Source organism: Enterobacter cloacae complex sp. IR5402 (genome assembly GCF_049238125.1).
In the GTDB taxonomy this organism is placed as follows: domain Bacteria; phylum Pseudomonadota; class Gammaproteobacteria; order Enterobacterales; family Enterobacteriaceae; genus Enterobacter; species Enterobacter hormaechei_C.
In genome coordinates, this window is sequence record NZ_JBMKHO010000019.1 from 1 (window position 1) to 23,482 (window position 23,482).

Genomic DNA, 23,482 nt, shown 5'->3' on the forward strand with positions numbered 1-23,482 from the left:
TTCCCAAACCGACGTTTTATAGATTGCCCTGCGGCAGCCATGCCGATAACTTCACCTGATTTTTTTGCAGAAAATATTGGGTGAAAAATATGCAAATTGGCTACGTAAGGGTGTCAACAAATGACCAAAACACAGATCTTCAGCGACAAGCTCTCGAACGCGCAGGATGTGAACAGGTTTTTGAGGAAAAAATGAGCGGGACGGTAGCGAACCGGCCAGCGCTTAAAAAGCTTCTGCGAACGCTGAATGAGGGCGATACGCTGGTGGTGTGGAAACTGGATCGCCTCGGGCGAAGCATGCGGAATCTGGTACTGCTGGTGGACGAACTCCGGCAGCGCGGCATCCACTTCAAAAGCCTTACGGACAGCATCGACACTTCCAGCCCAATGGGGCGTTTCATATTCCACATCATGTCAGCCCTTGCCGAGATGGAGAGGGAGTTAATCGTGGAACGCACCCGGGCAGGACTGGCGGCTGCCCGGGAGAAAGGGCGGATAGGTGGCAGACGGCCGAAGTTAACCCCTGAGCAATGGACGCAGGCTGGCAGGCTGATCGCAAACGGAGTGGACAGAAAGCAGGTGGCGATTATTTACGACGTTGCGGTGTGCACCTTGTATAAGAAATTTCCGGCGCGGTAGTGGCAGAGGAAAAAATTTTAAACATTTAATCCAATTTTCGTAATAAAGTATTGAAGGAATGTAATAAAGTTGTTGAAATGTTGGTAAGTGGTTAGGTTGAGCATTGGCGGTCTTCATGGCAAAAACAGATTCTATAACACCTGAAGAGTTCAGGGCTATTCACTTTGGGTTGTCTAAGATCTCATCAACATGGGCAGACTTATGGTTAACATTATTTTCTCTCCGTGCTGAAGGTAGCAGGGTTATTACTATTAGATATTCCGATATCGAAGATGACATGCTGCACTTGGCTGGAACTCCAAAATTTGAGCCACGAACAATTAGATTAAATTTAATGCTTTCTAAGTTGATTGCGTACAGAAAGGATTGCAATCCTTCTGATATTTATGTTTTCCAGAGTAGATCAAATCGAGTTAAAGGGCTGGCTAGACCTGTGACTGTAATAGCAATGAATAATGCCTTAAAACAAGCATCCAAATATGTAACAAGGAAAAACATCACCATGAAAAGTGCTTTAAGGGTAATCGGAAGGAACTAGTTGGACGGGGGTTCATACACTACATACCCACCTGTGTATGGAAGGTTAGGGCGATGGTCTATGAGCACGTCCTTTATCAAGTCATTATTCTCCCTGATGATTGTCGATTGACTACTCGATCGGATTTAAGAAATGTACTTGCATGAATCTTAGGAGGGATTTCAAGTAAGTAAAATGAGATCCTGATCAGAATAAATCAAACCGGGCATTGAGCAGAGTGAATAATAAAGCAGCGCATGCAAGGTTTAAGACTATAACAAAATGGGCAGAAACATTCATTGAACAAATCTCCGGTTCATGTATTAGACAGAGAATAACTGTAATGTAAAACCATCTTTCAAACACCTACTAAAAAAGACAGATAAACCAAGGTGGCGTCCGATGAGGTAGCTAAGCATTTTTGCCTTGTATAGGTCTTATCATCGGAGCATGGGGTTATGTTGGCTTGTTGAGTGCTGAGAAATGAAGAGATTAGAGGTTTAGAAGAGGGAGCTGGCCTGTCAAACGAGATAGTTTACTTACGACGCTCAACATATTGAATTATGTGGCTTTATCGTGGTGGGTTGAGGGGGGGGGAACGAACTTATCACAATGCATCACAAGCATACAGTCCTCTTTCGCTTGGTGTCTGAAAGTAGATGGGGACGATTTTTCACTTTTTCTTCTAAAGGTCCAGAGTACTTTGCCGATAGTGAACATAGCGGCGCAGGAGCCTAATGGTGGAAGCCGTATACTTAAATTAAGTTCAGTCAAACAGGAATTACTATCATGGCACAAGTCATTAATACCAACAGCCTCTCGCTGATCACTCAGAACAACATCAATAAAAACCAGTCGGCAATGTCTACAGCCATCGAACGTCTGTCTTCAGGCCTGCGTATCAACAGCGCTAAAGACGACGCAGCGGGCCAGGCGATTGCTAACCGCTTCACCTCTAACATCAAAGGCTTGACTCAGGCTGCACGTAACGCAAACGACGGTATCTCTCTGGCGCAGACAACCGAAGGCGCACTGTCCGAAATCAACAACAACTTACAGCGTGTTCGTGAACTGACTGTTCAGGCGCAGAACGGTACCAACTCCGATTCAGATTTGACTTCCATCCAGGATGAAATCAAATCCCGCTTAAGTGAAATTGACCGAGTATCTGGTCAGACTCAGTTTAACGGCGTGAACGTACTGGCCAAAAACGGGACAATGTCTATCCAGGTTGGTGCTAATGATGGGCAGACTATTGATATTGATTTACAAAAGATCGATTCTTCAACATTAGGTTTATCAGGATTTAATGTTCAGAATTCCTCAACATTAACAACTACTGCTGTCAAAAGTAGTTTCGCCGATTCTGGTACCGCTATTGGCGCAATCAACGTTGCTACTTTAGGTGCAGGTGCAACTGCATCTGCCGTATCCTTCGATGACATAACTGGTAAGTACTATACAACAATCTCGGGTTCGGCGAATTCATCGGAGGATGGTGTCTATGAAGTAACAGCGGCAGCAGGTAGTTCAACATTAGGGACCTCTGTAGGTAGTATTCCTGTAGGTTCCCGTACTGTAACTGAAATTCAAACTGGTACGGCAATTAATACTACAGCTGCAGCCGCGACTCTCGTTGGTGCTAACGTTACAGGTGCGACGAGTGCGAATACTTCTTTAGTTAAAGTTTCAGCTACCGATTCTCAAGGTAATGTCACTGACGCTGGATATGCAATTTCTTACAATGGTAAATTGTATAAGACTGACTACAACGGTGCTGATAATACCACCATTGATGTTAACACTGTTAAATACACCGATTCCACTGGTGCAACTGCTACTGGTGCTGTTGAATTAGGTGGAGTTGATAAACAAACTGCCGTTGTTAATGTGGGCGGTAAAAATTATGCAGCAGATCAAGTCAGCGGTCACGATTTCAAAAATGGTGCAGCATTAACCGCAGTGGCTTCCACAGCAACCACGAATCCGTTGGAAAAACTCGATCAGGCTATTTCTCAGATTGACAAATTCCGTTCTTCTCTGGGTGCTGTACAGAACCGTTTGAATTCTGCGGTAACCAACCTGAACAATACCACTACTAACCTGTCTGAAGCGCAGTCCCGTATTCAGGACGCTGATTATGCGACCGAAGTGTCCAACATGTCTAAAGCTCAGATTGTTCAGCAGGCAGGTAACTCTGTTCTGGCTAAAGCTAACCAAGTTCCTCAGCAGGTTCTGTCTCTGCTGCAAGGCTAATCCAATACCTATATACGAAACCCTGCCAGTGCAGGGTTTTTTTTATTGAATAAATAAAGATGTATTTTGTGGCTAAATCCACTGATAGTAATTATCACTTTTAGCTTAGGATGCTTTCAGTGATTTTGTTGTTCTTATAGGATTTATTATGATCAAAAAAAAGGCATTTAAATTTCTGCTTGAACCAAGTAAAAGTCAGATTTCTGACGTTTTGGTTTTTGCTGGTGCCTGCCGTTTTGTCTATAATAAAGGCCTTGCTCTCCTAAGCGAAAACTATAATAACGGCAAGCCGTTCCTGAACTATAATAAACTTGCACCTTTATTAGTCGAGTGGAAAAATGATAATAAGTTGGAGTGGCTTAAATTTTGTCCATCTCAATGCTTACAGCAATCATTACGTGATCTCGATAGGGCTTTTCAGAATTTCTTTTCAGGAAGATCACAGTATCCTCGATTCAAAAAGAAAGGCCGCAGTGATTCCTTTAGAGTCCCATGCCAAAGAGTTAGATTAGACCAAGAAAAAGGTTTGGTATCATTGCCTAAATTAGGATGGGTTAAGTACCGTAAAAGTCGTGCAATCACTGGAGATTTGAAAAATGTTACAGTGTCAAGAAAGTTTGATAAGTGGTACATAAGTTTTAATACTGAGGAGGTTGTTTCTAATCCGGTTCATCCATCAGTTGATAAGACAAGAATTTTACTCAATGATGGATATGTTACCCTGTGCACGGGGGGCGATCTTTCAGTCAAAAAATTTACTAGTCTAGTTGATGAAAAAAAAATAAAACGTCTTAATAAAGAGTTAAGTAGGAAAGTTAAAAACAGTAACAATTGGCTGAAAAATAAAAAGAAAATTGACAAAATAAGATTAAAGTCAGGTAGTTTCAGACTGGATGCCATACATAAGATAACTACGACAATATGCAAAAAACACGCAGTTGTGGAAGTGGTTAACGTAAAGAATTTTGTATCGGATAAAAATAACATTGCAACAAGTATGAGATACGAACTTGTTAGGCAATTATTGTATAAACAGGAATGGTTAGGTGGGAAAATAATTCATCTGGATGCTTAGTATTTATTAAATATCCTTTGAGAGATTTTTCACTCGTTTTTTAATATAAATCAAAGTGATTATTGGCGGCAGGGCATGTCGTTTCAGTTTGTGGAGGAAGGTTTTTTTAACTTCTGTTGAAGCAAAAATCTCGGATGTCATTGAGAATGTCAACGTCTGGTCCAATACTAATTGGTGATTTTTGTATATAATTCATAAAGTAAAAATTCGTCGGTTGTTGATGTAAGAGCAACCGACGAAGATTCTAAGGAATTTCAATCATCCTGTAAACCAGTCATCTGCGCTTTCCAACGCTTCTTGTGACACTTCCTGTACATATGTCTTATTCCCTTTTTTCTAAGCCACACAATGGACAAGCCATCATTGCTTGCCGTCTTGACGATCATCTCTATGTATTCATAATGCGTACTCAGACGCTTTGTCAGCTCCTGAGTCAGCGCGTTAATGGAGTCTTTCGGCAAAGCCCTCGCTTTATTTTTGGCAATACAGATCTCGACACGCATGATAGTCACTGCCAATCACTGGTTAAATACACAGTCCCTAAAGCCCAGAACTAAAGACTGTCAAGTCAATTGGCGGATTATCAGTTCAGCTTTGAAAGTTTTTTGATGTTAAGAATGGTCTACAAGCCTTATGGTGTCTGCTCTCTGGTGAAATTAGTCGTGGGGCATGGGTGGGGCAAAAAATCCTTGTTAAGTTCGTTAAACTTCGCAAATCTCGCTTTGCATCGTTCTCGCTCAGCCCTTGTTTAATGCGCTCCTGGACGATTTTTATCGATTTTAAAAATTATGCGTTCATATTATAAAAATGTAGCTAAAAAGGGCGTTGTGCCTGAAAAGATGAACATTCTGCATAGCGCGTTTTACACAACAGGAATATATTGAATCGTTACTCGACAAACGATGCATAAGGTTTTCTATGACACAACAGCCACAAGCTAAATACCGCCACGACTACCGTGCGCCGGAATACCTGATAAGCGATATCGATCTGACTTTCGACCTGGATGCCACAAAAACCGTCGTGACGGCGGTAAGCCAGGTGACGCGCCAGAGCGCGACAGCCGTGCCGCTGCGTCTGGATGGTGAAGACCTGACGCTGGTTTCCCTGCATATTAACGATGAAGCCTGGTCAGACTATAAAGAAGAAGGCAACCAGCTGGTCATCGACAACCTGCCGGAACGCTTTACCCTGCGCATCGTGAATGAAATTAGCCCTGCCGCCAATACCGCGCTGGAAGGGCTTTACCAGTCAGGCGTAGCCCTGTGTACCCAGTGTGAAGCCGAAGGTTTCCGCCACATTACCTGGTATCTTGATCGCCCGGACGTCCTGGCGCGCTTTACCACCAAAATTATTGCCGACAAAACGCTGTACCCGTACCTGCTCTCCAACGGCAACCGGATTGGCGAGGGGGAAATGGAGAATGGCCGTCACTGGGTACAGTGGCAGGATCCGTTCCCGAAACCCTGCTATCTGTTTGCGCTGGTGGCGGGAGATTTCGATGTTCTCCGCGACACCTTTAAAACGCGCTCTGGCCGTGAAGTCGCGCTGGAGCTGTTCGTGGATCGTGGCAACCTTGACCGCGCACCGTGGGCAATGACCTCTCTCATCAACTCCATGAAGTGGGATGAAACGCGCTTTGGTCTCGAATATGACCTCGACATCTATATGATTGTTGCTGTCGATTTCTTCAACATGGGCGCGATGGAGAATAAAGGTCTTAACATCTTTAACTCCAAATACGTGCTGGCGCGTACCGATACCGCCACGGATAAAGATTACCTCGATATCGAACGCGTTATCGGCCACGAATATTTTCACAACTGGACCGGGAACCGCGTCACCTGTCGCGACTGGTTCCAGCTGAGCCTGAAAGAGGGCTTAACCGTCTTCCGCGATCAGGAGTTCAGCTCCGATCTGGGATCGCGGGCGGTGAACCGCATCAACAACGTGCGCACTATGCGTGGTCTGCAATTTGCAGAAGATGCCAGCCCAATGGCCCACCCGATCCGCCCGGATAAAGTCATTGAGATGAATAACTTCTACACCCTGACGGTGTATGAAAAAGGCGCTGAAATTATCCGCATGATCCACACCCTGCTGGGCGAAGAGAATTTCCAGAAAGGGATGCAGCTTTACTTCGAGCGTCACGACGGCAGTGCGGCCACCTGCGACGATTTTGTTCAGGCGATGGAAGACGCCTCTAACGTGGATCTGTCTCATTTCCGCCGCTGGTACAGCCAGGCCGGTACGCCGATTGTGACGGTCAAAGACGACTACAACCCGGAAACCGAGCAGTACACGCTGACCATCAGCCAGCGCACACCGCCAACGGCGGAGCAGGAAGAGAAACATCCGCTGCACATTCCGTTCAGCGTTGAGCTGTACGACAACGAAGGCAATGTGATCCCGTTACAGAAGGGCGGTCACCCGGTGCATAACGTGCTGAACGTGACCCAGGCAGAGCAGACCTTTATCTTCGATAACGTCTATTTCCAGCCCGTTCCTGCCCTGCTGTGCGAATTCTCTGCGCCGGTGAAACTCGAATATAAGTGGAGCGATCAGCAGCTGACGTTCCTGATGCGTCACGCGCGCAACGATTTCTCGCGCTGGGATGCGGCACAAAGCCTGCTGGCGACCTACATCAAGCTGAACGTCAACCGTTACCAGCAGGGCCAGCCGTTGACGCTGCCGGTTCATGTGGCAGACGCGTTCCGTGCCATCCTGCTGGATGAGAACATTGACCCGGCGCTGGCGGCTGAAATTTTAACGCTGCCGTCTGCGACTGAAATCGCCGAGCTGTTTGACATCATTGATCCGATTGCCATCGTCGCCGTGCGTGAAGCGCTGACCCGCACGCTGGCGACCGAACTGGCAGATGAGTTCCTCGCCATTTACAACGCCAACAAGCTGGACGCGTATCGGGTGGAACACGCGGATATCGGTAAACGTTCCCTGCGCAATACCTGCCTGCGCTATCTGGCGTTTGGTGAGGCAGAGCTGGCGAACACGCTGGTCAGCAAGCAGTACCACGAAGCCGATAACATGACGGATGCGCTGGCCGCGCTGGCTGCAAGCGTTGCCGCCGAGCTGCCGTGCCGCGATGCGCTGATGCAGGAGTACGACGACAAGTGGTATCAGGATGGTCTGGTGATGGACAAGTGGTTCATCCTTCAGGCCACCAGTCCGGCAGCCGATGTACTCAGCAAAGTACGTAGCCTGCTGAAGCACCGTTCGTTCACCATGAGCAACCCGAACCGCGTCCGCTCTCTGATTGGTGCCTTCGCCAGCAGCAACCCAGCCGCGTTCCATGCCGAAGACGGCAGCGGTTATCAGTTCATGGTTGAAATGCTGACCGAGCTGAACAGCCGTAACCCGCAGGTGGCGTCTCGTCTGATTGAGCCGCTGATCCGCCTGAAACGTTACGATGCGCAGCGTCAGGCGAAAATGCGCGCCGCGCTTGAGCAGCTGAAAGGGCTGGAAAATCTGTCTGGCGATCTGTACGAGAAGATTGCTAAGGCCTTAGCGTAATAAAAAATTGCCCGGTGGGCAGGTAAAAGCAAAACGGCAACCTCGGTTGCCGTTTTTTAGTTTTTTCTCCCTCTCCCTGTGGGAGAGGGCCGGGGTGCGGGCATCAGGCATTAGCTTTAATCAACACCCGTTCACTTACCCCACGCTTCATCACCCGATCCAGCACTTCGGCTTCCAGCTCCCCCAGTCGGGCCGATCCCACGCGGCGAGGACGCGGAATATCTACCGTCAGATCCAGACCAATTTTACCTTCTTCTATTAACAGCACCCTGTCTGCCATTGCCACGGCTTCACTGACATCATGCGTCACCAGCAGCACCGTAAAGCCGTGCGTCTGCCATAGGGTTTCAATCAGATCCTGCATTTCGATCCGCGTCAGGGCATCAAGCGCGCCGAGCGGTTCATCAAGCAGCAGCAGGCCGGGACGATGAATCAGCGCGCGTGCCAGCGCTACGCGCTGCTTTTGTCCACCCGACAGGGCCGCAGGCCACTCTCCCGCGCGATTCTCCAGCCCTACCGCAGCGAGTGCCTGCCGGGCGTCCTCCCGCCAGATGCCCTTCAGGCCCAGCCCGACGTTATCCATCACCGTTTTCCACGGCAGCAGACGCGCATCCTGAAACATCATGCGCGTATCATCCTGAATCGTGGCCAGCGGCGTAGTGCCTGCCAGAATGTCACCGCTGTTTGGCGCTTCCAGCCCGGCTAAAAGACGCAGCAGGGTACTCTTGCCGCCACCGCTGCGGCCGACAACGGCAACAAACTGTCCGGCAGGAATATGCAGATCCAGTGCATTCAGAATGGTGTTGTCGCCGTAGCGTTTGGTCACGCCGTTCAGCAGTAACGGTGTTCCCTGGTTCAGTCGTGCAGTATTCATGCTTTCGCCTCCTGAGCGGTGTAGGCCGGGTTCCAGCGCAGCCAGCTACGTTCCAGCCACTGGGCGCTGACGTCCGCAAGTTTGCCGAGCAGGGCATAAAGGATAATGGCAACCACCACCACGTCCGTTTGCAGGAACTCGCGGGCGTTCATCGCCAGATAACCAATGCCGGAGTTAGCCGAAATGGTTTCCGCCACGATCAGGGTTAGCCACATCAGGCCGAGCGCAAAACGCACCCCAACCATAATGGAGGGCAGGGCGCCCGGCAGGATCACATGGGTAAACAGGGCAAAACCTGACAGGCCATAGCTGCGGGCCATCTCAACCAGACCGCGATCGATATTGCGGATCCCATGCCAGGTATTGATATAAATCGGGAATAACGTTCCCAGCGCCACGAGGAAAATTTTGGCGCTCTCATCAATGCCAAACCACAAAATAACCAGTGGGATAAGCGCCAGATGCGGCACGTTACGCAGCATCTGAACGGAGGTATCCAGCAGCCGCTCACCCCAGCGGGACAGGCCGCTGATCAGCCCCAGCGTCAGGCCGATGCTTCCGCCAATCGAAAAGCCGATTACCGCGCGCCAGGAGCTGATGGCAAGATGTTGCCACAGCTCACCGCTGGCGCTGAGCGACCAGAACGCTTCCACAACGCCCTCCGGAGAGGGCAAAATGCGGCTCGACAGCCAGCCAGTTGAAGACGCCAGTTGCCAGACGAGGACAATGCCGACGGGCAGAAACCACGGCGCGGCGCGCAGTAGCCATTTTTGTGCGGTTGCAGACATGGTGGCTCCTTAGCTTTGCGCGACTTTTCTCGGGATAAACGCGTTCGCCACGGCTTCGCCCTGTAACTGAAGCTGGCGTGGCTGCGGAATTTCCGGGATAGCGACATCCAGGTGCGGAAACAGCAGTTCACCCACCTTGTACGCCTCCTCCAGATGCGGGTAGCCAGACAGGATAAAGCTGTCGATCCCCAGCGCCGCGTATTCATTAATGCGTGCCGCTACGGTTGGACCGTCGCCGACCAGCGCCGTGCCGGCGCCGCCGCGCACCAGACCCACCCCGGCCCACAGGTTCGGGCTGATCTCAAGATTTTCACGCTTGCCGTTGTGCAGGGAGGCCATCCGGTGCTGGCCCACGGAGTCGGTTTTGGCAAACGCCGCCTGTGCTTTGGCGATAGTGTCGTCGTCCAGATGAGCGATCAGACGGTCGGCGGCTTGCCAGGCCTCGTCGTTGGTTTCGCGGACGATCACGTGCAGGCGAATACCAAAGCGTACCGTACGGCCATGTTCTGCGGCTTTAGCGCGTACCTGAGCAATTTTCTCTTTCACCAGCTCCGGTGGTTCGCCCCAGGTCAGATAGAGATCGACCTGCTCGGCCGCCAGCTCCTGCGCCACGTCCGACGATCCGCCAAAATAGAGGGGAGGGCGCGGCTGCTGTACCGGCGGGAAGTAGAGCTGCGCATCGCGAACGTGGATATGTTTCCCTTCGAAGGTGACGGTTTCCCCTTCCAGCAGACGTCGCCAGACGCGGGTGAACTCTGCGGAGGCTTCATAGCGTTCGGTATGATCGAGGAAAACGCCATCCCCCGCCAGCTCCTGCGGATCGCTGCCCGTCACAAGGTTGAACAGCGCACGGCCGTTGGAAAGCCTGTCCAGCGTTGCCGCCTGACGCGCCGCGACGGTGGGCGACACCACGCTCGGGCGCAAGGCTACCAGGAATTTCAGGCGCTGGGTGACGGGGATCATTGACGCGGCAACCAGCCACGCATCCTCACATGAACGGCCCGTCGGGATCAGCACCCCGGTAAAACCGATGCGGTCTGCCGCCTGGGCGATCTGCTGTAGGTAGCCGTGATCGACCGGGCGGGCGCCTTCTTCTGTGCCAAGATAGTGTCCATCACCGTGGGTGGGTAAAAACCAGAAAAGATTCAGACTCATGATTTTTTTCCTTCAATGCCAGCGGGTTGCCAGATGCGTTCGCGAATATTCACCTGCTTTGGAACCAGGCGGTTTTGATAAAAGAGGTCTGCCGTTTGCTGCTGGAGAGCGGCAACGTGGGCGTCAACCGGCGCTATGGTGGTGGGAGGACGGTGGTCAAGATAGGTGGCGATCACCGGTTCAGGCAGGCCCATGGTTTTTGCCAGCAGCGTGATGCTCTGCTGACGCTGGCTTTGGGTCAGCGCATCGGCCTGAGAGAAGGTATCCAGCACCTGCTGAATAAAGGCGCCATTTTTCTCAGCGTAAGGACGTGCCGCCAGGTAGAACGAACCGGTCTGCTTCAGGGTGGTGCCGTCTTTCAGCACCCGCACACCGCCCTGCAACAGTGCGGCGGAGTAGTACGGATCCCAGATAGCCCAGGCATCAACATTTTTTTGCTGAAACGCCGCGCGCGCATCGGCAGGCGTCAGGTAAACGGGCTGGATATCGGTGAATTTTAGGCCGGCCTCCTGCAACGCGCGCAGCAGCAGGTTGTGCGAGCTTGAACCTTTCTGGAAAGCAACCTTATGGCCTTTGAGGTCGGCGACGCTTTTGATCTCGCTGTTTTCGGGCACCAAAATAACCTCTGCCTTCGGCTTGGCGGGCTCAACGCCAACGTAAACCAGATCCGCCCCGGCAGCCTGCGCAAAGATCGGCGGGATATCGCCGGTGCTGCCTAAATCAATACTCCCGACGTTCAGCGCCTCCAGCATCTGTGGTCCGGCAGGGAACTCGACCCATGAGAATTTGGTCTCCGGGAAACGCTTCTCCAGCAACGCATGGCTTTTCGCCAGCACCATGCTGACGCTGCCTTTCTGATAACCGATACGCAGGCTCTCCGGCGCTTTTTCCGTCGCCTGAGCCAGCGACGCCACTGCCAGCAGACCTGCCAGCCCGATACGGGTAACTGTTTTAAACATGCGCCACTCCTTGTGATTGATGAAATGCCGCCGCGTGGCGATCCCGACGATTCAGGGCGTGCCAGAAGGTTTCAAGCGCGCTGTCGAGGCGGGTTTGCAGATTCGGCGTGAAATGCGGTTTATGCTGGTAGTCGATTACCTGTGAGTCGTCAGCGAAGACGCCATGCAGGATCTCCTGTGCTTTCAGCGCGTTCAGAACCGGCTTGAGGGCATAATCCACCGCCAGTAAATGGGCTACCGTACCGCCTGTGGCCAGCGGCAGGACGACCTTACCGTCCAGCGCACGTTCGGGCAGCAGATCGAGGAGCGTTTTCAGTGCGCCGGAAAAAGAAGCTTTATAAATCGGTGTCGCGACGACCAGCCCGTCAGCACTCTTAAGTTGTTCGATCAGGGTTTTCAGCGCCGGGCTGTCGAAACGGGCGTAGAGCAGATCTTCAGGCGCGAAATTGTGCAAATTCCAGTGACACACTTCGACATCCAGAGCATTAAGCTTTTCGCGAGCGTATTCCAGCAGTGCGCTGGAGCGAGAGGGGAAGCGGGGGCTTCCGGCCAGGGTAATGACGCGCATGGTTGCTCCTTATAACTAATTGTTTGCTTTTATCTAACATTCATAACAATTTTCAGGAGTGTGACATTGCGTGGTTATTCCACTAAATGATTTATCCTCAGGATGAATGCAGAAAAATGCATAAGAAGCGAACCGATAAGTAAACGATTGCGTTTTACGTGGCTTTTTTGCCACAGGTCAATTCCCTTTCCGGGCGGGATCGCACATAATCCCCTCCCGGTTTGCACACCGGGAATCCAGGAGAGTTCATGTACTACCCCTTCGTTCGTAAAGCCCTTTTCCAGCTCGATCCTGAGCGCGCTCATGAATTTACATTTCAGCAGTTACGCCGTATTACAGGAACGCCTCTGGCCGCGCTGGTGCGTCAAAACGTGCCGGAAAAACCAGTTCAGTGCATGGGCCTGACTTTCAAAAATCCACTGGGCCTGGCGGCCGGTCTGGACAAAAATGGCGAATGCATTGATGCACTCGGTGCGATGGGCTTTGGCTCGATCGAAATCGGGACGGTAACGCCGCGTCCGCAGCCGGGAAATGACAAGCCACGTCTGTTTCGCCTGGTTGAAGCCGAAGGGCTGATCAACCGCATGGGCTTTAATAACCTTGGCGTCGATCATCTGGTTGAGAACGTTAAGAAAGCCCATTTTGATGGCGTGCTGGGTATAAATATTGGCAAAAATAAAGACACGCCGGTCGAGCAGGGTAAAGATGACTATCTGATTTGTATGGAAAAAGTCTATGCCTATGCCGGTTATATTGCGGTGAATATTTCCTCGCCTAACACCCCAGGGCTGCGTTCATTACAATATGGCGAAGCGCTCGACGATCTTCTTAGCGCCATTAAAAATAAACAAACGGCGCTACAGGCGATCCACCATAAATATGTTCCGGTCGCGGTTAAGATCGCCCCGGATCTTTCGGCAGAAGAATTGATCCAGGTTGCCGACAGTTTAGTTCGCCATAATATTGATGGTGTGATTGCGACCAATACGACACTCGATCGCTCTCTCGTTCAGGGAATGAAAAACTGTGACGAAGCGGGTGGATTAAGTGGCCGTCCGGTACAATTAAAAAGCACCGAAATTATTCGCGCACTCTCCGCGGAATTAAAAGGCCAGCTGCCGATTATTGGCGTGGGTGGCATTGACTCCGTCATCGCTGCACGTGAGAAGATGGCGGCAGGCGCATCGCTGGTGCAAATTTATTCCGGCTTTATTTTTAAAGGGCCGCCGCTGATTAAAGAAATCGTCACGCATATCTAATCTTTTCTCTTAATCAGACAACCAGGGCTTTATTTCCAGCCCTGGTTGTTTTATATTCCGTCATTGTTGCTTATTTAGACATTATAGTCTTTTATTACTAGTGTTATAAGCGAAGCGGCAAACAGGACATTTTTACTACAGGACGTTTAGGGGACGGGAGAGAAACATGCGAATTAAACCTGACGATAACTGGCGCTGGTATTTTTGTGAAGAGCATGACCGTATGATGCTCGACTTAGCCAATGGCATGTTGTTTCGCTCTCGTTTTGCGCGCCGAATGTTAACGCCAGACGCGTTTGCTCCCTCAGGCTTTTGCATTGACGATGCTGCACTCTATTTCTCTTTCGAAGAAAAATGCCGCGAGTTCGATCTCTCCAAAGAACAGCGCGCTGAACTAGTATTAAATGCACTGGTGGCGATCCGTTTCCTGAAACCGCAAATGCCGAAAAGCTGGCATTTCCTTGCGCACGGCATGAGCTGGACCCCGGCTATCGGCGATGCGGCGAGCGTCAATCTGAGCGATACCGAAGAGGAGGTGAATTTGCTGGTGGTTGAACCCGGTGAAAACGCTGCGCTCTGTTTGCTGGCCCAACCCGGCGTGACCATTGCCGGGCGAGTTATGCAGTTAGGTGATGCCATCAAAGTGATGAACGACAGGCTGAAGCCACAGCTGCGCGTTGATTCCTTCAGCCTCGAACAGGCGGTTTAAGCTTCCAGCTGTACGGATGTTTTCGGGACACAGCTACAGCACAGGATCGTGCCGTCACCGCCAATCGCAGATTTCTTCAGGGCACTCACTTCACCATCGACCAGTTTAATGCGACAGCATCCGCAAATCCCCGCGCGACAGGAATACGGTACGCGGATACCCGCCTGTTCCAGTTGTTCCAGTAGCACCTGCTGATTGTTACCACGGATAACTTTGCCTTCCCAGTGAATATCCACCGCGGAAGCGACGTTGGTTACCACGTCAACCATCTCTTCTTCCTGACCTGCGCCGTACACCCTGGCAGGCCCGCGGGTAAGGATCTCGATCTCGTCGCCCACGCGGATCACACCGCTGGAGCGGGGGATCAGGTTCTGGCCGAAGTCGACATCACCTTTATCCTGCGCGGTGCGAAATGACTGCAAGGTTTTTAGCGGTTCACCGGAAGGATGCTTCTGGCCTTTCTCCGGGCTAATGGTGGTGAGAATACAGCGGCTGCACGGTTTCACCACGTCAAAAATAACGCTGCCGATGCGGATGACTTTCCAGGTATCTTCATCCCAGGCCTCCGCTCCGGTCACCACCAGATTCGGGCGAAACTGCTCCATCTGCACGCTGGCTTTGCAACGTTTTTGTAAATCTCGCAGCGAGGCCTCGCTGGTCAGCAGAAAGGGAAAACCATCCGCGAAGGAGAGGGGAACCGCATCGTGGCGCTTCACGCGACGGGTCAGCGCAGGCCCAACCCAGCGCAGCTGAACGTCACGGGAGAAAAAGCCGCTGAGCCACTGGTTAATGTTATCCGGCGCGATACGCGCGGTAAAATGATTGCCCCACACTTCCGTTGGCGCATCAAGCGGCGCAAAATCAGCAAAGCGGATCACGACGCTTGAACCGTCTGGCGCGGTCAAATGCAGCCCGTCATGAAGCGGGGAAGGCGTAAAGCGAACCATCTGCGGGAACTGACGTGCGGTGATAAACGTACCGTCAGGCTCGGTGACCATAAAAATACGATCGAAGGCGAATCCGCTCATATCGGCCAGCGCGTGAGTCACGCCGATACCGCGCATCGATTTCACCGGATGAATAAAAAGCCTGGATAACGTCGCCACTACACACTCCCGCTAAAGAAAATAAGCCTTCAACTTTATGACATACACGCCATATTAGCTATAATGCGCGACAATTTTCTATGAGTAAAAGTGACGATATGAATTCTCTGTTTGCCAGTACGGCCCGTGGGCTGGAAGAGCTGTTAAAAACTGAACTGGAAGCCCTGGGCGCGAAAGAGTGCCGGGTGGTTCAGGGTGGTGTCCATTTTGAGGGCGACACGCGGCTTATTTACCAGAGCCTGATGTGGAGCCGTCTGGCGTCGCGCATCATGCTGCCGATGAAAGAGTGCAAGGTCTACAGCGATCTTGATCTCTACACCGGCGTACAGATGATCGACTGGACAGAGATCTTCACCCCGGACGCCACCTTTGCGGTGCATTTCAACGGCGTCAACGATGAGATCCGCAACAGCCAGTACGGTGCCCTGCGCGTTAAGGATGCCATTGTGGACTGCTTCACGCGTCGTAATAAAGAACGTCCGAACGTTGACCGTGAAAACCCGGATCTGCGTATCAACGTCTGGCTGAACGGCGATACGGCCAGTATTTCCCTTGATCTGAGCGGCGCAGGCCTGCATCTACGCGGTTATCGCGATCGCACCGGGATGGCGCCGATCAAAGAAACGCTGGCTGCCGCTATCGTGATGCGCTCCGGATGGCAGCCAGGTACGCCGCTGCTCGATCCGATGTGCGGTTCCGGTACGCTGCTGATTGAAGCCGCGATGCTGGCCACCGACCGTGCGCCAGGGCTGCACCGCGGCCACTGGGGCTTCAAAGGCTGGGCACAGCACGATGAGGCCATCTGGAAAGAGGTCAAAGACGATGCGCAGACCCGCGCCCGTAAAGGGCTGGCGGAATACACCTCTCACTTTTACGGTTCGGACAGCGATGCACGGGTGATTGAACGTGCGCGCAGCAACGCCCGTCGTGCCGGTATCGGCGAGCTGGTCACCTTCGAGGTGAAAGACGTGGCGAACTTGACCAACCCGTTGCCAAAAGGCCCGTACGGTACGGTGATCAGCAACCCGCCGTATGGTGAGCGTCTGGACAGCGAGCCGGCGCTGATTGCACTGCACAGCCTGCTGGGCCGCAACATGAAAGCGCATTTCGGCGGCTGGAACCTCTCCCTGTTTAGCGCCTCGCCGGAGCTGCTGAGCTGCCTGCAATTGCGTGCCGATCGCCAGTTCAAGGCGAAAAACGGCCCGCTGGACTGCGTGCAGAAAAACTACCATCTGGCAGAGATAGCGGCGGATAGCAAACCGTCAGGCGTGGCGGAAGATTACGCCAACCGCCTGCGCAAAAACCTGAAGAAATTTGAGAAGTGGGCAAAGCAGGAAGGCATCGAATGTTATCGCCTGTACGACGCTGACCTGCCGGAATACAACGTGGCGGTTGACCGCTATGCGGACTGGGTAGTGGTTCAGGAATACGCCCCGCCGAAAACTATCGATGCGCAAAAAGCGCGTCAGCGTATGCTGGATGTGATTGCGGCCACCATCGCCGTACTCGGCATTTCGCCAAACAAGCTGGTGCTGAAAACCCGTGAGCGTCAGAAAGGCAAAAACCAGTATCAGAAGATGGGCGAGAAGGGTGACTTCATCGAAGTGGGCGAATATAACGCGCGCCTGTGGGTTAACCTGACCGACTACCTTGATACCGGTCTGTTCCTCGACCACCGTATCGCCCGCCGCATGCTGGGCCAGATGAGCAAGGGCAAAGACTTCCTGAACCTGTTCTCCTATACCGGCAGCGCCAGCGTTCATGCGGGGCTTGGCGGCGCGCGTAGCACCACCACGGTAGATATGTCACGAACTTATCTGGAGTGGGCAGAGCGCAACCTGCGTCTTAACGGCTTAACCGGTCGTCAGCATCGCCTGTTACAGGCCGACGTGCTGGGCTGGCTGCGCGATACCGACGAGCAGTTTGACCTGATCTTTATCGATCCGCCGACCTTCTCTAACTCCAAGCGTATGGAGGATAGCTTTGACGTTCAACGCGATCACCTGCGCCTGATGACCGACCTGAAACGCCTGCTGCGTAAAGGCGGCACCATTATGTTCTCGAACAACAAGCGCGGATTCCGCATGGATCACGACGGCCTGGCCGAACTGGGACTGAAAGCACAAGAAATCAGCCAAAAAACGCTGTCTCAGGACTTTGCCCGTAACCGTCAAATCCACAACTGCTGGCTGATTTCCGCGGTCTGAAAGGAAAAATAAATGTCTTTAATTAGTATGCACGGTGCGTGGCTCTCTTTCAGCGACTCACCGCTTCTCGATAATGCAGAGCTGCATATCGAAGATAACGAGCGCGTCTGTCTGGTGGGCCGTAACGGCGCAGGTAAATCGACGCTGATGAAAATCCTCAACCGTGAGCAGGGGCTGGATGACGGCCGTATTGTTTACGAGCAGGATCTGATCGTCTCTCGTCTGCAACAGGATCCGCCGCGTAACGTCACCGGCAGCGTTTACGATTTTGTGGCCGAAGGGATTTCAGAGCAGGCGGAATACCTCAAGCGTTACCACGAGATTTCGCATCTGGTGATGACGGACCCGAGCGACAAGAATCTCAACGAGCTGGCAAAAGTGCAGGAGATGCTCGATCACCACGGTCTGTGGCAGCTGGAAAACCGCATTAATGAAGTGCTGGCCCAGCTTGGCCTGGAAGCGGATATGGAGCTGTCGGCGCTCTCCGGCGGCTGGCTGCGTAAAGCGGCGCTGGGCCGTGCCCTGGTGAGCGGGCCTAAGGTGCTGCTGCTGGACGAACCGACGAACCACCTGGATATCGAAGCGATTGACTGGCTGGAAGGGTTCCTGAAAACCTTTAACGGCACCATTATCTTCATCTCCCACGACCGTTCGTTCATCCGCAATATGGCCACGCGCATTGTCGACCTCGACCGCGGCAAGCTGGTGACTTATCCGGGCGATTACGATACCTATCTACTGGAGAAAGAAGAGAACCTGCGCGTCGAAGAGCTGCAAAACGCCGAGTTCGACCGCAAGCTGGCACAGGAAGAGGTCTGGATCCGTCAGGGCATCAAAGCCCGTCGTACCCGTAACGAAGGCCGCGTTCGCGCCCTGAAGGCGATGCGCCGCGAACGTAGCGAACGCCGTGAAGTCATGGGGAGCGCCAAAATGCAGGTTGAAGAGGCGTCCCGCTCGGGCAAGATTGTCTTCGAAATGGAGAACGTGAATTATTCGGTTGACGGCAAAGTGCTGGTGAACGATTTCTCCGCTCAGGTTCAGCGCGGCGACAAAATTGCGCTGATCGGCCCGAACGGGTGCGGTAAAACCACGCTGCTGAAACTGATGCTCGGTCAGCTCCAGGCCGACAGCGGTCGTATCCACTGCGGTACCAAACTGGAAGTGGCGTACTTCGACCAGCACCGCGCAGAGCTGGATCCAGACCGTACGGTGATGGATAACCTCGCTGAGGGCAAACAGGAGGTCATGGTTAACGGCAAGCCGCGTCACGTGCTGGGCTACCTTCAGGACTTCCTGTTCCACCCGAAACGCGCCATGACGCCGGTGCGCGCGCTGTCCGGCGGTGAGCGTAACCGTCTTTTGCTGGCGCGTTTGTTCCTGAAACCCAGTAACTTATTGATTCTCGATGAACCGACTAACGATCTGGATGTCGAAACGCTGGAACTGCTGGAAGAGTTGATTGATGGTTATCAGGGAACCGTGATGCTGGTCAGCCACGATCGTCAGTTTGTCGATAACACCGTGACCGAGTGCTGGATCTTCGAAGGCGAAGGAGGCATCGGGCAATATGTAGGCGGCTATCATGACGCGCGTGGACAGCAATCGCAGTCGCTGGCGCAAAAACAGGCGAAGACCAAAAATGTCGCTGAACCTGTTGTTGCGAAAGCAGAAACTGTCAAAAAGTCTCCTGCTAAAATGAGTTATAACTTGCAGCGCGAGCTGGAGGGGCTGCCGCAGCGTCTGGAAGAGCTGGAAGCGGCACTGGAAGCACTGCAAATCCAGGTCGCTGATGCGTCATTCTTTACGCAGCCTCACGACTATACTCAGAAAGTATTGGCTGAACTCTCCCAGGCTGAACAGGCGCTGGAAGAGGCATTTGAGCGCTGGGAGTACCTTGAGTCTCTGAAAAACGGCGCATAAACAGGGATAATCTATGTGTGACCAGCACCATGCCGATCGGCATATATTATGCTCGCAATGCGATATGCTCGTGGCGTTGCCAGAGCTTGGTCACGGACATAAGGCTGCCTGCCCGCGCTGCGGCGCTACGCTGACGACCGAGTGGGACGCGCCAAGGCAGCGTCCTACGGCTTACGCGCTGGCAGCCCTGTTCATGTTACTGCTCTCCAATCTCTTCCCTTTTATCTCTATGAAAGTGGGTGGGATGGTAAGCCAGGTAGATTTACTGGAAATTCCTGGCGTGATGTTCTCGGAAGATTACGCCAGCCTTGGCACCTTCTTTCTTCTGTTCGTGCAGATCGTCCCGGCTTTTTGCCTGGTCGTCATTCTGCTATTGGTCAATCGCGTCAGGATGCCCACCGCCCTTAAAATCAAACTCGCGCGGATCCTGTTCCAGCTGAAAAGCTGGGGGATGGCGGAAATTTTTCTCGCGGGTATCCTGGTCAGCTTCGTGAAGCTGATGGCCTACGGCGATGTGGGGATTGGCAGCAGCTTTATTCCGTGGTGTCTGTACTGCGTGCTGCAACTGCGCGCGTTCCAGTGCGTGGACCGACGCTGGGCCTGGGACGATATTGCCCCGGCGCCGACGCTCTCGCAGACGGTAAAGGTGGGCGTACCGGGTATCCGTCAGGGGCTTCGCTCCTGCTCGTGCTGCACCGCCGTGCTGCCCGCGGATGTCGAGGTGTGTCCGCGCTGTGAAACAAAAGGTCACGTCCGGCGCAAAAATAGCCTGCAATGGACCATGGCGCTGCTGGTGACCTCTGTCATGCTCTATCTGCCCGCCAATATCTTGCCGATCATGATCACCGATTTGCTCGGCGACAGAATGCCCTCGACCATACTGGCTGGGGTGATTTTGCTGTGGAGCGAGGGATCTTACCCTGTAGCAGGCGTCATATTCCTCGCCAGTATTATGGTTCCGACCTTAAAGATGATTGCCATTGCCTGGCTTTGCTGGGATGCAAAAGGGCACGGTAAGCGAGACAGCGAGCGCATGCATCTGATTTATGAGGTCGTGGAATTTGTTGGCCGCTGGTCGATGATTGACGTGTTCGTGATTGCGGTTCTCTCAGCGCTGGTGCGTATGGGTGGGCTGATGAGTATTTATCCCGCTATGGGAGCGCTGATGTTTGCGTTGGTCGTCATTATGACCATGTTTGCGGCCATGACCTTCGACCCTCGTTTATCGTGGGATCGTGAGCCCGATTCAAGCCATGAGGAAGAGTAAGAGCATGGAAAATAAGAGTGGAGAGGCTAAAGTGCAGAAGGTCAGAAACTGGTCGCCGGTGTGGATTTTCCCCATCGTGACCGCGCTGATCGGTGCATGGATCCTGTTTTATCATTACAGCCATCAGGGACCGGAAGTCACGCTAATTACCACCAATGCAGAGGGGATTGAGGGCGGAAAAACCACCATCAAGAGCCGCAGCGTGGATGTGGGTGTCGTGGAAAGCGCGACCCTGACGGATGATTTAACCCATGTTGAAATCAAGGCCCGCCTGAATGCTGGCATGGAAAAACTGCTCCATGAAGATTCTGTTTTTTGGGTAGTGAAACCGCAGGTTGGGAGAGAAGGGATCAGCGGCTTAGGGACGCTATTGTCCGGGGCTTATATTGAACTCCAGCCCGGCAACAAAGGCGCCCAGCCAGTAAACTATCAGCTGCTGGATTCACCGCCGCTTGCGCCACCGGATGCAAAAGGGATCCGCGTTATTCTGGACAGTAAAAAAGCGGGCCAGCTCTCGCCGGGCGATCCGGTGCTGTTCCGTGGGTATCGCGTCGGTTCGGTTGAAACAAGCACCTTCGATCCGCAAAAACGGACCATCAGCTATCAGCTATTTATCAACGCGCCTAATGACCGCCTGGTGACCAGCAACGTTCGCTTCTGGAAAGACAGCGGGATCGCGGTAGATCTCACCTCTGCGGGGATGCGCGTTGAGATGGGTTCACTCACCACGCTGTTTGGTGGGGGCGTCAGTTTTGACGTGCCGGAAGGTATAGATCTGGGACAACCGGTGGCGGAGAAAACCGCCTTCAGACTGTTTGACGATCAAAAAAGCATTCAGGATGCGCTCTATACCGATCACATCGACTACCTGATGTTCTTTAAGGACTCTGTACGCGGCTTGCAGCCAGGAGCGCCAGTTGAGTTCCGCGGTATTCGTCTGGGAACAGTGGGACAAGTGCCTTACTTTGTTCCGGGACTGAAGCAGATGCTTGATGATGATTATCGTATTCCGGTGCTGATCCGCATTGAGCCTGAGCGTTTGATTAATCAGATAGGCGAGGACCAGGATATTGGGGAGCATATCAGCGACCTGCTGAATCGCGGGCTGCGCGGCTCGCTGAAAACCGGCAACCTGGTCACAGGGGCGTTGTATGTCGATATGGACTTCTATCCAAAAGCGCCACCAATGACGGGTATCCGTGAATTTGGTGGCTACAAAATCATTCCTACGGTCAGCAGTGGCCTGGCGCAGATCCAACAGCGTCTGATGGAAACGCTGGATAAGATCAACAATCTGCCGCTGAATCCAATGCTTGAGGCTGCGACGGGATCACTGCATCAGAGCCAGGCAACGATGCAACGTCTGCAAACCACCCTGGATAATATCAACAAGATCACGGCCAACCAGTCCATGCAGCAGCTGCCGCAGGATATGCAGAAAACGTTGCGTGAACTGAATCGCAGTATGCAGGGCTTCCAGCCGGGCTCAGCGGCCTACAACAAGATGGTGGCGGATATGCAACGTCTTGATCAGGTTTTACGCGAGCTACAGCCCGTTCTGAAAACGCTCAATGAAAAGAGCAACGCACTGGTGTTTGAAGCGAAAGACAAAAAGGATCCTGAGCCTAAGAGGGCGAAACAATGAAAAAATGGCTAATCATCGCAGGCGCACTGGTATTAACGGCCTGTAGCTCTGGAAGCGATAACAAAAGCTACTACCAGCTGCCGTTAAGCGCCCAGTCCGGTGCGCAGAGCAGCACCTCGCAGGGCAGCCGTCTGCTGTGGGTTGAACAGGTTGCCGTGCCAGATTACCTGGCGGGCAACGGGGTGGTCTACCAGACCAGCGATGTGCAGTACGTAATCGCCAACAATAACCTGTGGGCCAGCCCGCTGGATCAGCAGCTACGCAATACGCTGGTGGCGAATCTGAGCAGCCAGCTCCCCGGTTGGGTCGTTGCCTCGCAGCCTCTGGGAAGCGATCAGGACACTCTGAATGTTAACGTGACGGGATTCCATGGCCGCTATGATGGTGCTGTTGTTATCAGCGGGGAGTGGCTGCTGAATCACCAGGGTCAGCTGATTAAGCGTCCTTTCCATCTTGAACTCAAGCAGCAGAAAGATGGCTATGACGAAATGGTGAAAGTACTTGCGCAGGGATGGGCACAGGAGTCGGCTGCTATCGCAAGAGAGATTTCCCGCCTGCCATAAGTAAAATTCATCGACGAAAGCCGCACTCAGCTTCTTGCTGATTGCGGCTTTTTTTTCGTTTTGCGTTCAGGTTGTTACTTGTCCCGCGTCACATTTTTTGTACAAACGATCTTCCATGTAGCTCACAAATATGACACCCGTATGAATTTTGAACGTTGACGCTGACGTCGATTCGGGGTATTCGTTAACTGTGCTTGCACATATTGCAACCACTGTTTTCTTTCCACCAGACAAAAGAATGAGGGAAACGAGGCATGAAGAGACAGAAACGAGATCGCCTGGAAAGGGCTCATCAACGTGGTTATCAGGCTGGCATCGCCGGACGTTCAAAAGAAATGTGTCCCTATCAGGCCCTGAATCAAAGGTCCCAATGGCTAGGGGGCTGGCGAGAAGCCATCGGAGACAGGGCAGTACTTGCTTGATACCGTCTCTTTAAAAAGAAACC

19 protein-coding genes and 1 pseudogene are annotated in these 23,482 nt (G+C 52.5%); 13 read left to right on the forward strand and 7 right to left on the reverse strand.

Annotated features, from left to right (window positions below):
* The first annotated feature begins 89 nt into the window (after positions 1-89).
* The 4 genes from ACOTXL_RS21345 (at position 90) to ACOTXL_RS21360 (ending at position 4,486) form a co-directional block, all read left to right on the forward strand.
* Positions 90-638 carry a recombinase family protein gene (locus ACOTXL_RS21345; protein ID WP_045350188.1) on the forward strand — a complete coding sequence of 183 codons (549 nt, stop codon included), beginning with the start codon at positions 90-92 and terminating at the stop codon, positions 636-638.
* A gap of 115 nt (positions 639-753) precedes the next feature.
* Positions 754-1,176, forward strand: coding sequence for a hypothetical protein (locus ACOTXL_RS21350; RefSeq protein WP_032665393.1), 423 nt, complete (start codon positions 754-756; stop codon positions 1,174-1,176).
* A 768-nt stretch (positions 1,177-1,944) separates the two neighbouring features.
* Entirely contained in the window at positions 1,945-3,411 is a 1,467-nt protein-coding gene (locus tag ACOTXL_RS21355) for a flagellin (protein ID WP_032665395.1), read from the forward strand.
* A gap of 148 nt (positions 3,412-3,559) precedes the next feature.
* Positions 3,560-4,486: an RNA-guided endonuclease InsQ/TnpB family protein gene (locus tag ACOTXL_RS21360; protein WP_039271176.1), complete on the forward strand. Its 927-nt coding sequence runs from the start codon at positions 3,560-3,562 to the stop codon at positions 4,484-4,486.
* 258 nt (positions 4,487-4,744) lie between these two features.
* Here ACOTXL_RS21360 and ACOTXL_RS21365 read toward each other — a convergent pair.
* Positions 4,745-4,989, reverse strand: a pseudogene (locus ACOTXL_RS21365) (DinI-like family protein).
* Between the two features lie 415 nt (positions 4,990-5,404).
* Between ACOTXL_RS21365 and pepN the strand changes: the two are divergent.
* Entirely contained in the window at positions 5,405-8,017 is a 2,613-nt protein-coding gene (gene pepN / locus ACOTXL_RS21370) for an aminopeptidase N (protein WP_022650731.1), read from the forward strand.
* 103 nt (positions 8,018-8,120) lie between these two features.
* Here the strand turns inward: pepN and ssuB are convergent, their stop codons facing one another.
* From ssuB to ssuE, 5 genes are read right to left on the reverse strand one after another with little or no spacing between them, the layout of a single operon-like run.
* The gene (gene ssuB / locus ACOTXL_RS21375; protein ID WP_003858186.1) at positions 8,121-8,891 is read right to left on the reverse strand and encodes an aliphatic sulfonates ABC transporter ATP-binding protein; all 771 of its coding nucleotides are present in this window, start codon (positions 8,889-8,891) and stop codon (positions 8,121-8,123) included.
* Complete coding sequence (gene ssuC, locus ACOTXL_RS21380; RefSeq protein ID WP_003858185.1) at positions 8,888-9,679, reverse strand: aliphatic sulfonate ABC transporter permease SsuC; 792 nt, start codon at positions 9,677-9,679, stop codon at positions 8,888-8,890. The genes ssuB and ssuC overlap by 4 nt, the downstream gene beginning before the upstream one ends.
* A 9-nt stretch (positions 9,680-9,688) precedes the next feature.
* Complete coding sequence (ssuD, locus tag ACOTXL_RS21385; RefSeq protein WP_017384817.1) at positions 9,689-10,834, reverse strand: FMNH2-dependent alkanesulfonate monooxygenase; 1,146 nt, start codon at positions 10,832-10,834, stop codon at positions 9,689-9,691.
* Positions 10,831-11,793: a sulfonate ABC transporter substrate-binding protein gene (locus ACOTXL_RS21390; protein ID WP_032657957.1), complete on the reverse strand. Its 963-nt coding sequence runs from the start codon at positions 11,791-11,793 to the stop codon at positions 10,831-10,833. Before ACOTXL_RS21390 ends, ssuD begins: the two co-directional genes overlap by 4 nt.
* Positions 11,786-12,361 carry an NADPH-dependent FMN reductase gene (ssuE, locus tag ACOTXL_RS21395; protein WP_003858180.1) on the reverse strand — a complete coding sequence of 192 codons (576 nt, stop codon included), beginning with the start codon at positions 12,359-12,361 and terminating at the stop codon, positions 11,786-11,788. The genes ACOTXL_RS21390 and ssuE overlap by 8 nt, the downstream gene beginning before the upstream one ends.
* A 248-nt stretch (positions 12,362-12,609) precedes the next feature.
* Between ssuE and pyrD the strand changes: the two genes are divergently transcribed.
* Together pyrD and zapC are read left to right on the forward strand one after the other, a co-directional pair.
* Positions 12,610-13,620, forward strand: coding sequence for a quinone-dependent dihydroorotate dehydrogenase (gene pyrD, locus ACOTXL_RS21400; RefSeq protein WP_015570907.1), 1,011 nt, complete (start codon positions 12,610-12,612; stop codon positions 13,618-13,620).
* Positions 13,621-13,786: 166 nt separating this feature from the next.
* Entirely contained in the window at positions 13,787-14,329 is a 543-nt protein-coding gene (gene zapC / locus ACOTXL_RS21405; RefSeq protein WP_045350160.1) for a cell division protein ZapC, read from the forward strand.
* Here the strand turns inward: zapC and ACOTXL_RS21410 are convergent.
* Positions 14,326-15,435, reverse strand: coding sequence for a YcbX family protein (locus ACOTXL_RS21410; RefSeq protein WP_003858174.1), 1,110 nt, complete (start codon positions 15,433-15,435; stop codon positions 14,326-14,328). The two genes, zapC and ACOTXL_RS21410, sit on opposite strands and share 4 nt — an antisense overlap.
* A 98-nt stretch (positions 15,436-15,533) precedes the next feature.
* On the opposite strand from ACOTXL_RS21410, the gene rlmKL reads away from it, so the two are divergent.
* The 6 genes from rlmKL (at position 15,534) to rmf (ending at position 23,459) form a co-directional block, all read left to right on the forward strand.
* Positions 15,534-17,642 (forward strand): bifunctional 23S rRNA (guanine(2069)-N(7))-methyltransferase RlmK/23S rRNA (guanine(2445)-N(2))-methyltransferase RlmL, encoded by a 2,109-nt coding sequence (rlmKL, locus tag ACOTXL_RS21415; protein ID WP_003858171.1) that lies wholly within the window; start codon positions 15,534-15,536, stop codon positions 17,640-17,642.
* A 12-nt stretch (positions 17,643-17,654) separates the two neighbouring features.
* Complete coding sequence (locus ACOTXL_RS21420) at positions 17,655-19,562, forward strand: ABC transporter ATP-binding protein (RefSeq protein ID WP_045350158.1); 1,908 nt, start codon at positions 17,655-17,657, stop codon at positions 19,560-19,562.
* Positions 19,563-19,575: 13 nt separating this feature from the next.
* Positions 19,576-20,829 carry a membrane integrity-associated transporter subunit PqiA gene (gene pqiA, locus ACOTXL_RS21425; RefSeq protein WP_022650739.1) on the forward strand — a complete coding sequence of 418 codons (1,254 nt, stop codon included), beginning with the start codon at positions 19,576-19,578 and terminating at the stop codon, positions 20,827-20,829.
* 4 nt (positions 20,830-20,833) lie between these two features.
* Positions 20,834-22,474, forward strand: coding sequence for an intermembrane transport protein PqiB (pqiB, locus tag ACOTXL_RS21430; protein ID WP_045345687.1), 1,641 nt, complete (start codon positions 20,834-20,836; stop codon positions 22,472-22,474).
* Complete coding sequence (pqiC, locus tag ACOTXL_RS21435; RefSeq protein WP_017384809.1) at positions 22,471-23,037, forward strand: membrane integrity-associated transporter subunit PqiC; 567 nt, start codon at positions 22,471-22,473, stop codon at positions 23,035-23,037. The genes pqiB and pqiC overlap by 4 nt, the downstream gene beginning before the upstream one ends.
* 254 nt (positions 23,038-23,291) lie before the next feature.
* Positions 23,292-23,459 (forward strand): ribosome modulation factor, encoded by a 168-nt coding sequence (gene rmf, locus ACOTXL_RS21440; protein ID WP_003858162.1) that lies wholly within the window; start codon positions 23,292-23,294, stop codon positions 23,457-23,459.
* The last annotated feature ends 23 nt before the right edge of the window (positions 23,460-23,482 follow it).

Excerpts from the sequence above, each read along its gene's own strand:
- ACOTXL_RS21345 (WP_045350188.1), top strand. The coding sequence starts at position 90 with ATGCAAATTGGCTACGTAAGGGTGTCAACAAATGACCAAAACACAGAT.
- ACOTXL_RS21350 (WP_032665393.1), top strand. The coding sequence starts at position 754 with ATGGCAAAAACAGATTCTATAACACCTGAAGAGTTCAGGGCTATTCAC.
- ACOTXL_RS21355 (WP_032665395.1), top strand. The coding sequence starts at position 1,945 with ATGGCACAAGTCATTAATACCAACAGCCTCTCGCTGATCACTCAGAAC.
- ACOTXL_RS21360 (WP_039271176.1), top strand. The coding sequence starts at position 3,560 with ATGATCAAAAAAAAGGCATTTAAATTTCTGCTTGAACCAAGTAAAAGT.
- pepN (WP_022650731.1), top strand. The coding sequence starts at position 5,405 with ATGACACAACAGCCACAAGCTAAATACCGCCACGACTACCGTGCGCCG.
- ssuB (WP_003858186.1), bottom strand. The coding sequence starts at position 8,891 with ATGAATACTGCACGACTGAACCAGGGAACACCGTTACTGCTGAACGGC.
- ssuC (WP_003858185.1), bottom strand. The coding sequence starts at position 9,679 with ATGTCTGCAACCGCACAAAAATGGCTACTGCGCGCCGCGCCGTGGTTT.
- ssuD (WP_017384817.1), bottom strand. The coding sequence starts at position 10,834 with ATGAGTCTGAATCTTTTCTGGTTTTTACCCACCCACGGTGATGGACAC.
- ACOTXL_RS21390 (WP_032657957.1), bottom strand. The coding sequence starts at position 11,793 with ATGTTTAAAACAGTTACCCGTATCGGGCTGGCAGGTCTGCTGGCAGTG.
- ssuE (WP_003858180.1), bottom strand. The coding sequence starts at position 12,361 with ATGCGCGTCATTACCCTGGCCGGAAGCCCCCGCTTCCCCTCTCGCTCC.
- pyrD (WP_015570907.1), top strand. The coding sequence starts at position 12,610 with ATGTACTACCCCTTCGTTCGTAAAGCCCTTTTCCAGCTCGATCCTGAG.
- zapC (WP_045350160.1), top strand. The coding sequence starts at position 13,787 with ATGCGAATTAAACCTGACGATAACTGGCGCTGGTATTTTTGTGAAGAG.
- rlmKL (WP_003858171.1), top strand. The coding sequence starts at position 15,534 with ATGAATTCTCTGTTTGCCAGTACGGCCCGTGGGCTGGAAGAGCTGTTA.
- ACOTXL_RS21420 (WP_045350158.1), top strand. The coding sequence starts at position 17,655 with ATGTCTTTAATTAGTATGCACGGTGCGTGGCTCTCTTTCAGCGACTCA.
- pqiA (WP_022650739.1), top strand. The coding sequence starts at position 19,576 with ATGTGTGACCAGCACCATGCCGATCGGCATATATTATGCTCGCAATGC.
- pqiB (WP_045345687.1), top strand. The coding sequence starts at position 20,834 with ATGGAAAATAAGAGTGGAGAGGCTAAAGTGCAGAAGGTCAGAAACTGG.
- pqiC (WP_017384809.1), top strand. The coding sequence starts at position 22,471 with ATGAAAAAATGGCTAATCATCGCAGGCGCACTGGTATTAACGGCCTGT.
- rmf (WP_003858162.1), top strand. The coding sequence starts at position 23,292 with ATGAAGAGACAGAAACGAGATCGCCTGGAAAGGGCTCATCAACGTGGT.